The sequence below is a fragment of the Enterococcus gilvus ATCC BAA-350 genome (assembly GCF_000407545.1).
GTDB classification, from domain to species: Bacteria; Bacillota; Bacilli; order Lactobacillales; family Enterococcaceae; genus Enterococcus_A; species Enterococcus_A gilvus.
The window spans coordinates 2,651,490-2,665,834 of record NZ_ASWH01000001.1; the positions used below are offsets into that span (position 1 = coordinate 2,651,490).

The window sequence follows — 14,345 nt, forward strand, 5'->3', positions numbered from 1 at the left end:
TTTAGACCCTTCAAGCAGCGAGTCCTTCGCTGCTTATTTTTTATGTCATTGGTATAGTCGTGATTCTCTCTCCAAGTTATTCGTTGACCGAATATTATTTATTTACTATAATTTCAATTACAATGTTTATTTTAAGGAGAATGAATCATGTCATTACTAACAACAATCCTAACGCTGTTGGTTGCACTGGAATTTTTTTATATTATGTATTTAGAAACTTTTGCTACTACCTCAAAAGCTACCAGCAAGGTATTTCGGATGTCGAAGGACGAGCTAAATAGAAAATCTGTCGCTACCCTCTTCAAAAATCAAGGAATCTATAATGGTCTACTTGGAATTGGTCTGATTTACAGTATTTTTTCAGCCAACGCTTCAGTAGAGATCAATCGATTGATCCTTTGCTATATCATTTTAGTTGCCTTGTATGGCAGTCTGACCAGCGATAAAAAAATAATCGTTACTCAAGGCGGACTTGCTATCTTGACGTTGCTTACCACTTTCTTTTAAACAAGCACTTTTATAGCGAGACCTTAGTAACAGTCAAAGGAGCGAAGAATCCATGCGGAACATTTTGTCATTTACGCTACCGGAACAACCAACAGAACCTTCTCTTTGCGCCTTGCCTGAGGGATATCACTTTGCACCGTTGGACAGCAAAGAGAAACGTCTCGCAAAATTATTGTATGACTCTTTTAAAGATTCCCTCGATGATCAAGGAGAGTCTCTGGAGGAATGGGAAACCGAAGTCGCTTCTACGATGACGGGTAAATACGGAGAAATCCTCCCTTCTTTATCCTTTAATCTCTTCCACGGCGAAACGCTGATCGGCACATTGATCACCTCGTTGTTTCGTGGAATCCCGTTGATTCTTTACGTCGCCATACACCCAACGCAGCAAGGAAACGGTCTTGCGAAGCAATTGATCCAGCAGGCAAAAGAAGAACTAAAAAAGTCGAAGCAGCATCAGGAGCTCTTCTTGGTTGTCGCAGCCAAGAACATCCCCGCTTACCGTTTATACAAAACGATCGGTTTCGTCGAACGCGGGACGAACTGGGACGACATTCTATAAAAATAGCCGATAAATAAGTGGTCTATAAAAACTACTTTATCGATCGGCTATTTTTTCACCCGAAAACCGAACGTACGTTTGATAAAATTAGTTATAACTGCTATTATATAATCAACTATCAATAAGAAAGAGGTTTTTTTATGATGACGATGTTCTTAGCTTCTTCCTTTTCGGATGTAGAAGCGAAATTTGACGCGTATTTGAAGCAATTTTCCTATAACAAAAGCGTAACCTTTATCCCAACCGCCAGTTTCGTCGAGGAGGTAGATTTTTATGTTGAGGAAGCCTTAGAGGTTTTCAAGCGACTTCAGTTTACGATCGATGTAGTGGATATTTCTTCTGAGTCTCCCGAAGTTATCGCACACACCTTACAAAAAAATGAGATGATCTATATCTCTGGGGGCAATACGTTCTATTTGCTGGAACAATTGTATCGCTCCGGGACGTTTGAGGTCTTGATCGAACAAATAAAGGCTGGAAAAATGTACATCGGTGAATCCGCCGGTGCCGTGATCACTTCCGCCGCGATCGATTATATTTCTCCTTTAGACGACCGCTCTAAAGCCTCTTCTTTACAGTCAACGCAAGGGCTGAACGTGATTCCTTATTACCCGCTGCCCCATTATAAAGAAGAACCCTTTGCAGAGATCACAACGACGATCGTTGAAAGCAATCAGGATAAAAAAGATTTGATCCCGCTTAAAAATGACGAAGTACTCCTGGTCAATGGAACGACATTTGAAGTGATCTAAATTAATAGAGGAGACTTCGTACGAGGAGTGTCTGGTATGCTCGTTTATTCGTCAGGAGGAAAAACCTTGAACGCTTCACTCACTTATTTAAATAACCAATTGGTCAAAGGCAGCCTCCAGCATCTCCAGTTAGAAAAACAAAATGACGCCTACGAAGGTGTCACCTTTTCGCTAGAGGGAACGTCCTTCCGCAGCCGACGTGGGAAATTAACGCCCAAGAAGAAGGGCTATTTTGTCGCTTTTTGGGAAAAAGATCCCGCCGGAACGAACCATCCCTTCTCCTATGAAGACAGTCCCGAAAAAGTGATCGTTACGGTCCTTGATGCTCCCTTCTCTGGGCATTTTATTTTTCCTAAAAAACGATTGTTGGAAAAAGGAATCCTGAAAGGACCCGACACAAAAGGAAAAATGGCATTACGTGTTTATCCGACATGGGAACAGGGACTAAATAAAACGGCACACATGACTCAAAGCTGGCAAATAGAATACTTTACGAATACCTCAGAAAATCGAGGCGTCGAAAAGGATTCTCTGCCTGATGGGATAGATAAGTAATTTTTTGGTCAGATAAACAAAATAGTGGTCAGCAAAATGATTGAATCCTCTTTTCGGATGTCCTATACTTAATGAACTAATTAAGGAGGCGATTCATTTGAGTCTAAAACAAGCAAATTTAGGCATTGCAATCACATCGATCATTCTATTGTTCTTTTTTGGACTTTCAATATATACATCCAATTGGTATTTTCTTGTTGGGGCTACAGGGGCATTTGGTACTCTTTTTTATTACATTGCCGCCCGCTTTGTTGCCACGCGAAAAAAACCATAGTGTGTGTCACTTCGGTCTCTTCCATGAGACTTTTTTTTATTAAAAATCGTTCGTGATCGTGTGCGTAAATGATTCTCTTATTTGATTTCCGCTTACGATACGAAAAAAAGGAGTGTTTTTATGGCTATTTATTCTGACAGCATTATTACCGATTCACCGTTACTGATTATTTCTGGGCAAACACCTCAAAAGGACACCTTCATTCCAGAAGACATTACCGAACAACTAAAAATCGTTGTCGGAAAAATCGCTTCCTTAATAGACGATAACGGCGCGCGTTCGGAGAACATCGTTAAAATGAACGTTTACTTGACCGATGCAGCCTTTTTGGAGCCCCTTCGAACGGCCTTAGTAACCTTTTACGGAGAAAATAAACCTGCGATGACAGTAGTGATCGTCGCAGGTTTGGTAAATCCCAAGTTCAAGGTAGAGATAGATGCCACCGTTGCACTTAAATAGCTGGAAATTCATTTTCCCCAAACAAAAAGAGCCGACAAATTGTCCGCTCTTTTTTCTATTCTATTCACGACTATCCCATGAAGCATTTGATGCCTTTTACAATATTGTAAACAGCTAGACTGACATCCACTAAACCGACGATGCCCAATAAAACCACACCGACATAGCCGGTTGATTGCGGATCATTCGTTAAAAGTCCGGTGAATCCAAGAATGACCGTAACGATCGCTGTCAATAGAACGGGGATCAAATGTAATTTTAATGCGTTCATGGCGTGTCCCTTTACATCTAGATCCTGACTGGCGATCCATACGATCAATGGAAAAAGGATCGGGGCAAAAACAATCGAGATATACGACAGGCCATTCAATAATTTTCGTTCGTTCATTGTATTTCCTCCTACATACTGTGTTTCGTTTCTACAAGTAGTTTAGCGAAAGAAACTATTGTAAAAACAACCAACTATGTCGAGTAATGCGACACAAATTACAGTTAATGCGCAGATATGGAGCGACTTGCACTATCACTGACAATTACCGAGCAATAGAATCCCTCTTTTTTTATGAACAGAATATTGATTTACAAAGCTACCGTTTTGGCAGAACCTGAACTTCTATTTGTTGTACTATTCAGGATTGGCAATGAATATAGTATAATTTAGTAAATGATTTTTTTTCGGAGGCTCACAATGAAACGAAAACAACATTATATCATGAAGAAAAATACAAAATTAAAATGGATGATTCTATTCTTGCTAGCAATTATCATTTTATTGTTGGCATCTATTTTCCTAAATATTTATGCCCAAAGCGATAGTGATTCGAGAGAAAATACTTTAGTCACAACCTCTAATATATCTGAGCAAACAACTCCTTCTGAAAAACAGTCGGTAGAAGAAAACTATCCCTACAGTGTCTCGTTTGATACTGACCATATGTATAAGGGAGAATTCAGCAATGAATGGGAATATTCCTTAAGTACACAATCACATACGGGAGAGATTTTAGTACGGGCACGCCCAAAAGATTATCCTGATCCAAAAGCGCATATGGAAGAAAAAGCTGTCTTTGTTCCTCAAACAATTGATACTAAAAAAATACAGATATCAGAAAATGGACTTCAAAAAGAAGTGAAGGTAAATACTGAACTGAAACTTTCGCCATCCAGGAATGCTGCCAGTTTAGATTTTTTTACTCCTTTTAACGGCAACGACACAAAAGTTTTTGCTTATTACATGAAGAATGGACATCTTGCTTTAGCTTTTACTCCTGCGAACCCAGAAGGCTATCAAGTCATTGTATACAAAATCATTGAATTTGTTCGCATCTAGTGACACATATATTCTAAAAAAGAGGGATCAGAATGGAAAAACTTTGTGACTAGGCCAATAGTAATGAGTTAGAAAAAAATATCACGATACCGAATGGGGAATCCCCGTGCATGATGATCGTACATTGTTCGAGTTTCTTCTTTTAGAGAGTATATAGGCAGGGCTTAGTTGGGCGATGATTTTAGCCAAACGTTCAACATTGAGTAACGCGTATGACGAATTTGATTACACCTTGATTGCTACCTACTCAGATGCTAAAATTGACGAATTGCTAAACAATCCTGGTGTGATCCGAAATAAATTAAAAATTAACGCCGCCATCAGCAATGCCAAGGCTTTCATGGTCACTCAAAAAGCATATGGGCGTTTTGATTCGTATATTTGGTCTTTTGTAGGCAATGAACTTCTTATGAATCATTGGACCACCATAGACAAAGTCCCGACTTCGACAGATTTATCGGATAAACTCAGCAAGGATCTAAAGAAAAAAGGCTTTAAATTTCTTGGAGCAACGACAATGTATGCCTTCATGCAGTCTGTTGGTATAGTGAATGACCACCTAGATGGCTGTTTAAAAAAATAATTTTTCCCACTATGAAGTTATAAGCTACGCTATCGCTGGTAGGCAGCTTTTTTCTCGTAGTCTCGCGAATTCTTTTATGATCATTCTCGCTCATCTAATAACTCCCACCACAATAAAAAACGAGCAGAGGGCCCTCGCCTTCTGCTCGTTTCTTTTACTTATGCTTCAAATTGTACACGACGGTAGCGAACGATCGCTGCGCCCATCAAGCCAAGACCGATCACGATGAAGGCAATGATCCCCATCCCACCAGTTGATGGTAGCGAGCCGCCTTTTGTCACGTTTTCGATTTCTTGTGCTGCTGCGTTGAATGAACCTCTCGCAACAGTGAATTCTACGTCGTTTTGTAATTTAGAGTAGCCATTTGGTGCTTTTGTTTCACGTAGGTAGTATGTGCCGTATTCAAGACCTGTTACTTGGAAACGTCCATCTGCGCCGGAAACATATTTTGTTGCAGTTGCGTAATCTTCGTTTGCACCGACTGCTGTCCAAGTCATAGACGTTGCATCGGCTGTCAGGTAGTGATCGACTCCGTTGATTTCACGGATCACAACGAACTCAGCACCTGGCAATGCTTCTTTTGAAGAACCGTCTGTGTATTTGAAGAATTTCTTCCCGCCTGTTGTGATTGGAGGAACGACTGGGTCATTTGTCTTCACTTCGTCTGATCCGCCGTCGTGGTTCATCGTAACAGTGAATTCATTGTTGATATCCAAGTCTACAGGTGTTTCTTCGGTGAATGAAACCGTGTAGTAGATCGTCATCATTTGACCAGCGTATTGACTCAAGTAGTTCGCCGTCGCTGCACCTGCTGTACCATCCAAGTTCATTGACACGTCGAAGCCAGCATAGCCAGAGAAATCTGCCCCATCATTTGTATAGGTCGTTGTCGCATACGGTGCTCCTAAGAATTCTGCGGCATTGATCGGTGCGCCATTCATGGTGATTTGACTGATCTCTTCAAATTTCACACCTGTTTGGTCCACAGCATCGCTGAAGGCCAATTTGCTGTAGCGAGGCGTACCGTTCGACAAGATGTCGCCGATTTGGCTAGGAATTTGGAACGTAGCACGGTAATAGATTTCTTGACCTACTTCATAGTCGTAAGCGCCATTTGGACGTGGCGGCAATGGATCACCGTTTTCATCTACTAATTCTTTTTTAGGTTTTTCAGTTTCTACTTTGTTTTTTGGATACAAGTGGATGTTCGTCAATTCAGTATTGCCGTCTTTCATTGGCAACATCAAGATCAGTTTGTACGAACCGATCACAACGCCTGTTTGTGCATGCTCTTCAAAGTAATAAACTTTGTACGAACCATCAGCATTTTTCGCTGGCAGGTTGGCAAAATTCGCTTCCCCATTTGCATCTGTTGTTTGGTCAGAGCCGACTTGGGTCGCATTGGCTGCGTTCGTCAAGTCAAACTGATCCATGATTAATTTTGCTTTGGCATTGTATTCTGCGTCGGTCTCTGTTCCATCTAATGTCGCGTCTAATTCGCTGTAGAAATCTTCCGTGATGTCCCATGCTGAGAAAGTCACGCCCTGTAAGCCTTCGTAGCGATCAAATTCGCTCATTTCTTTCCCGGTATTTTCAAGACTGCTATTTGGAAACTCGTCCATTTTTTTCTTGTGTAACGTCACATTGACTGAATCTGCGGCATGTGCGCTGTCTCCTCCGCCTAGCACCCCTGCTAGTAACGGAACCATGCAGACCAATGCGGTCAAGATCGCAACCCATTTTTTCTTATTTTTCATTGTTTTTTTCCCCCTTGTTTTTGTTTAATCCAAACAACCCAACAGCCATTAGCAACAACCCTAGAAAGCAATAATTTCGAATCAACTCATTTGTAGAAGGAAGTTCCTTTCCTGGATAACGTTTCGGTCCCTCCCCTCCATCACTTGGTGGATCAACTGGTATTTTCCTTGGTCCTGAGCTATCTGTTACCGGCGGTTCTGTCGGTGTCGTTGGTGTCGTCGTTGTTGGTTCTGTTGTCGTTGGTTCTGTTGTTGGTGTCGTCGGTATCTCGTCGTACTTGCAGTTAAAGAGCAAGTGTCCGTATTCCACTGTCGAATCAGCTATTCGCTGCGGCAGATAAACGATGATCGGCAGCATGTGATACTTCCCTGTTTCACCAGAGGAAAGGATCAAATACGCCGCGTCTTTATCGTTTTGGAAACGCGGAAGCTGGAGCGTGGTGCTCCCGGCATCATCGAGTCCGAGTGATGCGCCATTGATTTTGCGCAGCGCCTCGTCCTTCACAAATGCCTGCAATTTTTCTTTCGACGAATACGTATCTAAGATGTATCTTTTATCATCTTTTTCACTACTTGCTCGTTTGCTGCGCCATTCGGTCAGGTCGTAAACATCCAACGTGATGCCCTCGGTCCCTTCATAGGCGAAGCCTTTTTCGTCTCGTGTATTGATCTGTACTTCCACTTGACCTTCCTCTGCAAAAGCAGTAACCCCCATGTTACAAATCCCCAGAATCAGTCCCAAGAGCAGAATCATTTTTTTCATTACGATCCCCTCCTCTTAGTGTGAAGCCAGTAGAGGCTGCCTAGCAGTCCTCCCGCTGTTGAAATAACCCCGATTGCTACTTTGAAGAACATCGCCGTGCCCGATCCGCCAGTACTTGGCATCGGTCCTGCGCCGCGCTTCTTGTTTGTGACAGTCAGTTGAATAAGGTTGGTATTGCCGATGCCGCCTGTGCCGCTGACATTCGGATTTGATTGGACAGTGACATTTCCAGTCTGTGAGATACTGATCCTCACGGTGCCGCTCATTCCTTGGTACCCCGTCGGAACGACCGTTTCCGAGAGACTGTATTCCCCTGGCCGCAATCCGGTAAAGTCAAAATACGGCCCGTCCGCTTTGGTCTGATCATAGCTGTTTCCGATCAATCTGAAGCTTGCTCCGCGAAGAACGTTCCCTGCTTGATCGACTTTCTTGATCTTCAAGGTAAAGTCAGCCAGCTTGTTTGTGACTTTATATGGCGACGCTTTGCCATTTAACGTGATCGTTACCGCCGTGCCCGCTGTGTTTTCCACCGCGCGAAGGTCGATATCTGCCATTTTTTCATACCCTGCCGGCACATACGATTCTTCGACGATGAAGTCCCCCACCGGAATGTTGCTGATGGTTACCTCACCACTCGCGTTTGGTTCGAGATCAGTCGCCAATACTTTGCCGTCTGATTTGCGTTTCACAGAGAATTTCGGCTTGTCGCCGCTAAACGGTGTCTTGCCGTCTTCTTTGTACTTGTTGATCACAGCCGTGCCCGTCAGCAATTTGTTCGTTAATTTGATACCGCCTGCCGGCAATGTCGCCGCGGTAAAGCTGTCGGTGTAGTTGTAGGTCGGCTTGGCATACCCTGGTGCCCGCGTTTCTTCAACAACTCGATAGACCGTCGCTCCCCCTTCTAGATTCTTGAAGGTTTCCTTCCAGGCATTTGGCGTCGTTAAGATCTTTTGCTCCACCTGTTCCCACGAACTGCCATTTTTCCGTTGCAGATTCACTCGGATGTACATTTGGCGCAGACCCCAATAATTGTCGGTTCCTTGTACTTTGTCTGACCAGATTTTTTCCACTGGAATCTCTAGATCTTTTGCTAATTTGTTGATGACCTTGTAAGGAGACGATTTTCCATTCAGTGTGATCGTCAAGTCCTTGCCCGCACTGGTTTCCACCGCTTTGAGTTCGATGTTCTCCATCTTGGCATAGCCCTTTGGTACATAGGACTCTTCGACGATGAAATCCCCCATCGGAATCCCTTCGATCGTTACTTGACCATCCGTATCTGGCTCAAGATCGGTCGCCAGCACCTTGCCGTCTGACTTGCGCCGCACCGAGAATTTCGGCTTGTCGCTGCTAAACGGTGTTTTGCCATCTTCTTTGTACTTGCAAATAACTGCCTTTCCCGTCAGCAATTTATTGGTGATGAGAACTCCTTTGCTCGGCAATGTTTTCTCGGTAAATTCATCGACGTTGGCTGCTGGTTTGGCATACCCGGATGTTCGTGACAGCTCGAGAACTCTGTAGACGCGTGTACCGCCGTCTGCTTCAAACATCGCCTTCCAGTTCGTTGCCCCAGTCAATGTCTTCGTCTCAACATCTACCCATGTATTCCCACTTTTTCGTTGCAATACCACGTTCACAGAACCGGCTCTATAACCCCAATAGTTTTCCGATCCCTTTTGTTTATCTGACCAGATCTTTTCGACCGGGATACAGATTTTTTTGCTCTTTTTCCGAACAGAAGGCACCCCAAATTCAAGGACATCGTTTGTCCGCTCTGGTGTCGGTTCGAGTGTTGTTTTTCCATTTGTTTGGTACCAGATGTTGTCTTCATAATCCTTGTGATCCGTTTTCAGCCGGACCTTGTACTCCAGTTGGACCTCTTGCTGCCCGTAAAGATTGATATTGTTGACCTTGATCGTTCGGTTCTCAACCTTTGGATTCGTCGGCAATTTGTTTGTTTCGATCGCAGGCACACCCGATTTTTTGATTTCTTTGATCGTCGGTGTCCCCACTAATTCAAACATCTCACCGATCGGGTCTTCGATCTTTCCTTTATCGACTGTTTGAATGACTGACGTGAACCAATCATCGAAGGAAATATCAAAGTCTCCTGCCGTATTCGCATGATAGAATTGATAATCGTTTTGGGAATTTCCTGTCGCATTCGCCTTTTTCGACGCAATGCGGTACAGCCCCGTGATCAATTCATCCGTCGTATGACGTTCTTCGGGAATGACGTTCGCTTTGATATTGATCGCGATCGTATTGATTTCCATCCCCTGTTCTTTGATGTCTGCCGCGGTTGAATTGACAGGTGTCAAATGACTATAGAGACAATGCCCATCCCTCATTTGATACCCATAAGAGATCTTCGTCGGTGAGTAACTGTCCCATGGTCCCTTAGAGTCCAGGTCACTTCCAGTAGCGATACTGCCGTAACTCGTGATTCTCAGACCGTCATAATAGATCGAAGGATCCGACACTGCATTGAGGGGGACCGCACTGTAGTTAGGCGTCCCATCGGTCAATAGAAAAATCACTTTCCGGCGATTGGTACCGCTGGCGTTGTTCAACATTGTCTGGGCATTCATCAGTGCCTTTTGAGTATAAGTATTCCCATAAGGTTCAGAATTACTGTAAGTTCTTACCAAGTTGTTCCAATTGTTCTCGTTACTCGACATCGGCACCGTCTCGTTTGAAAAGCCATAGCCTTCAGAAGAGGAATAAACGATTCCGCCGATCCGTAGACTGTCTGTTTCAGGATTTGCGGATCTGAATTTATCCACCAGCTTTTGCAGCGAATTGACTGCCAGTCGCTTTCTCGTCATGCCACCGATATTTCCTTTTGGTTCCTTCATTGATGAGGAATTATCCAGCACAAAACAAACATCTACCCCTGGCTTCGGAATGGTGCTCCCGCGAACATTCAGACGGACGTTGAATTCGTCTTCTTTAGATGTTTCACTCGCATATTTGCGCATCGAAATATTAGGCTTGGTTCTTTCCACACCGTATGTGATATACGATTTCGTGCGGTCATCCGACGAAACATCCCAGCTCGTCAGACCATCCCAGCCGCTGTCCTTTTCATACCCGCCTTGATGATTGCGGACATTGGATTGCCCAGTCGGCGTCCAGTAACAATTTGGATAGAGGCCATCGTCGTCGATATAGACCGGTTTCTTGTTGGTATATTTCGGCGGGTCCATTCGAAGCAGCCCGTTGGCAGGGACCGCCGTTGCCGGCACTGGCACCGTGTCTTCCGGTTTTGGACCAATAACTTCTTCCGCGCTTGCTTTGACTTCTTTTTGGCTCTCCGAAGTCTGTGCTGTTTTTTTCGATGTACGTTTCTCGGTGTTTGCCTTCAACACAAAAGGCTCGTCGCTATCCAAGATATTTTCTTGTATTTTCGCCGTCTGCTCTTTTGTTGATTGGGAAAGGGTCTGCTCATCCATTTGCACATCTAAATAGAGTTTTTGAACCGTTTTGGGCAATTCAAAAACGAGCTGTCCTTCCATGGATGACGAAAATTCTTTTTCTATCAGCCATCCATCTTTTTCATTCATGCCTTTTATTGTCGGATAGGTTATCACATTTCCTTTCTCATTGGATACTTTCATTTTGAGACGTTGGTCGCTCGTTTTGTCTTGGCTTCGCCTATCGAAGGTGATGCGCCAACGATTGGTGTCATCCTGTGGCTCGCATTCATAGGCGACCGACAGGAATTTCTCATCGATCAGCGACGTCTTCGTTGTTTCAGCATGCGCGGTCACCAGTGACGGGATCGTCTCAGCAATAAAAGAAAACAGCAGAACAATTAACATGAGTAAGTGTTTCTTTCTCATTACATGATTTCCTCCTTTCAAAAATTTTTCACCCACTCTCCCTTCCACGTACCAACATAATAACTGATATCATTTTTATTCGCTTATTATGTTTTTTTATATTTTTTAGTTATTCAAAATAGATATTTTATTGTTGTTTTACGTCTTTTTGTATTTTTTAATGTTATCCCAACCAATTACTTAATTTGAAATAAAGAATAATAAAGTTTGAATGTCGAAAATTTTTTTCACGTTTAGAATTATTCCAAAAAAGCACAAAAAAAACCTAGAAATTTTTATTTCCAGGTCCTTTCCCTATAAAAAGCGGGGAAAGACGTTCCTTTTCCCCGCTGTCTTCACTGATTTTCAGCTTATTTGTTCAAAGATAAGTCACGGTTGACAGCCTGTCCTTTCCCCTGCTTTTTAAACACAAAAAAAAGATGAGGCAAGAGCACCTCATCTTAAAATCAGTTGTATTATTCTGTTAGGCTGCGTGTTGTGTTTTGCGGTAACGAACGATCGCTACACCCATCAAGCTCAACCCGATCACTAGGAATGCTGCGATCCCAGCGCCACCAGTTGATGGTAAGAAGCCGCCTTGAGTGGCATTCTCGATGTCTTCTTTTAATGAATCATAATCGCCTTCATAAGAGCCTTTTGAAATATCAAAGTCATGAGGAGCATCCAACTTTTGGAAGCCTTTTGGTGCTTCGATTTCGACTAATTGATACTCACCAAATTCGACCCCGATGATCTCAAATTTCCCATCGTCTCCTGAAATAAATTCTACTGCATCAGGATATTTGCCTGCTGATGGTGCTGCCCATGTACGAACATTGCCCGCAGGTTTCTTCAAGTATTTGCCATCTTCTTTACGAATCAGGATGAATTTCGCTCCGCCTAATCCTTGTTCAGGTTTATTTGATTCATGCTTGAAGAATTTCTTCCCACCTGTCGTTACGATTGGTTTGTCTGTCACTGTCTGAACTTCTTCATCTTGGCCGCTGCCTTGTTTTAAACGAACAGTGAAATCATTGTTGATGTCTACATCGACTGGCGTATCTTCTGTCAGCAAGACGCCGTAGTAGATCTCAAGCGTTTGCCCTGCGTATTTAGCTAAGTAATCTGCTGTTGCTCTAGATGTTGTGTAATCACTTGATGTTGCAAATTTATCATTTAATTTCATCTTCAATTCAAAGCCGGCTTTTTTGCTTTTATCGTACGTTTGGCTCACATGGTTTGTGAACGTTCCGTTTTTATCAGCAAAGTTCAAGAAATCTTTTACGACGATTTCCTGTTTTTGTCCGTCTTTGTTTACAGCCACCATCTTTTCGATCCCCGCAAATTTCGTACCGATCGCACTAAGTTCATCCTTGAAGATCAATTGACTGTAACGTGTTCTTTCTTTAGTACCTTCTTTTACATTTTCACCGATTTGGTGAGGAATTTGGAAGGTTGCTTTGTATTTGATTTGCTTTCCAACTTCATAATCATAAAGCTCTTCATCGTTTTCACCAGGGACACTTAAATCGTCATTCACTAATTCTTTCTTCACTTCGCCCCCTACTTTGTTTTTCGGGTAAAGGTGGACGTCGTGCAATTCGCCATCTTCTGGGTGAACGAATGGCAACATCAAGATAACGGGTTGACTAAATTTTTGTTTTTCTGGCACATCTTCTTCATCGAAGAAATACACGCGATAGATCCCTTTATTGTTACGATCTGGTAAATTAAATTTTGCTTCCCCTCTATCATCTGTCGATTGTGAATCTAGTTTATTTTTGATTTTGATATCAGAAAATTTGAAGCCCTCCATGACTTTTTTCACGACTGCTTTATACGCATCAGGGTCTTCATCGCCTTTTAATTCCTTGTCCAATGCGGTATAAAAATCATCTGTAATATCGTACGCTGAAAATGTCACGCCTTCCAACGGTTCGTATTTATCGAATTCATCCGCCATTTCTTTCCCGTCATTCTGAATACCGCCGATCGGGAAGTCATCCATTTTTTTCTTGTGCAACGTTACATTGACCATTTCGATCGCTGCAGATGCCTGATCGCCAAATCCCAGTGCGCCGACAAACAGCGGCACTAAACAAAGGATAGCGGTCACTAAACTGATTACTTTACCTCTTGCTTTCATCTCTTTTCCCCCTTGGTTTTCTTTTGCATTTTTCTAATTCCTATTAGGCCGACAAGAACGAACAACATTCCCAAAATAGTATAATTTTGAACGGTATCATTGGTGGCCGGGAACTTTTTCGCCATTCGTTCGGTGAAACTTTGATCAGATGGTTTTGGTGTTTCAGCCATTAGTGGCTCACTGGAACTCTCACTTGGTTCCGGCTCCGAGGTCGGCTCCGGTTCTGAAGAAGAGAGGATCGGCGGCTTGCTGATGTCTTGGTATTTTCCATAGATCAGCAGCCGTTTTGCCTCCTCGTCTGTCTCGGGATGTTTCTGAGGCAGGTATAAAATGATCGGCGTCATGTGGTATTTTCCTGTTTCACCACTCGCCAAGATCAAATAGGCGGCATCCTTCCCAGCTTGGTATCGCGGAACATCGAATGAGACATTCCCGCTGCCGTCAACGCCCAATTCTGAGTCATTCCATTTTTTAAATCCCTCGTCTTGGATAAATTTTTGCATCTTCTCTTTCGTCGCGTGCGTATTCCGCAAATATTCTATGTCCTCTTTTTCGTCCCCCTCACGCTTATTCCGCCATTGAGTCACATCATACACATCAAACGTCAACCCTTGTGTTCCTTCGACCTGCTTTCCATCTTCTCCCCAAGTATGAATCCATAACTCCACTTGCTCATCTGGTTCATCTGCCGCAAAACCCGTCATACCAAAACAACAAATTCCTAGAAGCAGACATACTATGAAGGAAATTCTTTTTCCCATTTCCAGCCCCCCTTCTATAGCGGAATAAGTGACTGCTGATTTTTACGTATCAAAAACTTGTTATCAGGCGAT

The 14,345-nt window shown here is 43.1% G+C and carries 13 protein-coding genes and 1 pseudogene; 8 read left to right on the forward strand and 6 right to left on the reverse strand.

Annotation, left to right across the window (positions count from 1 at the left end):
• Window positions 1–147: 147 nt before the first annotated feature.
• The 6 genes from I592_RS13135 (at window position 148) to I592_RS13155 (ending at window position 3,109) form a co-directional block, all read left to right on the forward strand.
• On the forward strand, window positions 148–507 hold the full coding sequence (locus I592_RS13135) for a DUF1304 domain-containing protein (RefSeq protein WP_010779708.1): 360 nt from the start codon (window positions 148–150) through the stop codon (window positions 505–507).
• A gap of 52 nt (window positions 508–559) precedes the next feature.
• Window positions 560–1,069, forward strand: a complete 510-nt coding sequence (locus tag I592_RS13140) for a GNAT family N-acetyltransferase (RefSeq protein ID WP_010779707.1) — start codon at window positions 560–562, stop codon at window positions 1,067–1,069.
• A 140-nt stretch (window positions 1,070–1,209) separates the two neighbouring features.
• The gene (locus I592_RS13145; RefSeq protein ID WP_044926296.1) at window positions 1,210–1,821 is read left to right on the forward strand and encodes a Type 1 glutamine amidotransferase-like domain-containing protein; all 612 of its coding nucleotides are present in this window, start codon (window positions 1,210–1,212) and stop codon (window positions 1,819–1,821) included.
• Between the two features lie 66 nt (window positions 1,822–1,887).
• Complete coding sequence (locus I592_RS13150) at window positions 1,888–2,376, forward strand: MepB family protein (protein WP_244265179.1); 489 nt, start codon at window positions 1,888–1,890, stop codon at window positions 2,374–2,376.
• Window positions 2,377–2,473: 97 nt separating this feature from the next.
• Window positions 2,474–2,650: a hypothetical protein gene (locus tag I592_RS21435; protein ID WP_155857542.1), complete on the forward strand. Its 177-nt coding sequence runs from the start codon at window positions 2,474–2,476 to the stop codon at window positions 2,648–2,650.
• Between the two features lie 120 nt (window positions 2,651–2,770).
• On the forward strand, window positions 2,771–3,109 hold the full coding sequence (locus I592_RS13155; RefSeq protein ID WP_010779704.1) for a RidA family protein: 339 nt from the start codon (window positions 2,771–2,773) through the stop codon (window positions 3,107–3,109).
• A 70-nt stretch (window positions 3,110–3,179) separates the two neighbouring features.
• On the opposite strand, the gene I592_RS13160 is transcribed toward I592_RS13155, so the two are convergent.
• Window positions 3,180–3,497 carry a magnetosome magnetite crystal formation protein family gene (locus I592_RS13160; protein ID WP_010779703.1) on the reverse strand — a complete coding sequence of 106 codons (318 nt, stop codon included), beginning with the start codon at window positions 3,495–3,497 and terminating at the stop codon, window positions 3,180–3,182.
• A 300-nt stretch (window positions 3,498–3,797) separates the two neighbouring features.
• Between I592_RS13160 and I592_RS13165 the strand changes: the two genes are divergently transcribed.
• Both I592_RS13165 and I592_RS13170 read left to right on the forward strand, forming a co-directional pair.
• Window positions 3,798–4,439 (forward strand): hypothetical protein, encoded by a 642-nt coding sequence (locus I592_RS13165; protein ID WP_010779702.1) that lies wholly within the window; start codon window positions 3,798–3,800, stop codon window positions 4,437–4,439.
• Between the two features lie 100 nt (window positions 4,440–4,539).
• Window positions 4,540–5,022: pseudogene (locus tag I592_RS13170) on the forward strand (DNA-3-methyladenine glycosylase I).
• Between the two features lie 158 nt (window positions 5,023–5,180).
• On the opposite strand, the gene I592_RS13175 reads toward I592_RS13170, so the two are convergent.
• The 5 genes from I592_RS13175 to I592_RS13195 all read right to left on the reverse strand — a co-directional run bounded on the left by I592_RS13175 (window position 5,181) and on the right by I592_RS13195 (window position 14,273).
• Window positions 5,181–6,779 carry a SpaH/EbpB family LPXTG-anchored major pilin gene (locus I592_RS13175; protein ID WP_010779700.1) on the reverse strand — a complete coding sequence of 533 codons (1,599 nt, stop codon included), beginning with the start codon at window positions 6,777–6,779 and terminating at the stop codon, window positions 5,181–5,183.
• Complete coding sequence (locus I592_RS13180) at window positions 6,769–7,542, reverse strand: hypothetical protein (protein ID WP_010779699.1); 774 nt, start codon at window positions 7,540–7,542, stop codon at window positions 6,769–6,771. The genes I592_RS13175 and I592_RS13180 overlap by 11 nt, the downstream gene beginning before the upstream one ends.
• Complete coding sequence (locus I592_RS13185; RefSeq protein ID WP_010779698.1) at window positions 7,542–11,387, reverse strand: SpaA isopeptide-forming pilin-related protein; 3,846 nt, start codon at window positions 11,385–11,387, stop codon at window positions 7,542–7,544. The genes I592_RS13180 and I592_RS13185 overlap by 1 nt, the downstream gene beginning before the upstream one ends.
• 463 nt (window positions 11,388–11,850) lie before the next feature.
• Window positions 11,851–13,512, reverse strand: a complete 1,662-nt coding sequence (locus tag I592_RS13190; protein WP_010779697.1) for a SpaH/EbpB family LPXTG-anchored major pilin — start codon at window positions 13,510–13,512, stop codon at window positions 11,851–11,853.
• Complete coding sequence (locus I592_RS13195; RefSeq protein WP_010779696.1) at window positions 13,509–14,273, reverse strand: pilin N-terminal domain-containing protein; 765 nt, start codon at window positions 14,271–14,273, stop codon at window positions 13,509–13,511. The genes I592_RS13190 and I592_RS13195 overlap by 4 nt, the downstream gene beginning before the upstream one ends.
• Window positions 14,274–14,345 lie beyond the last annotated feature (72 nt).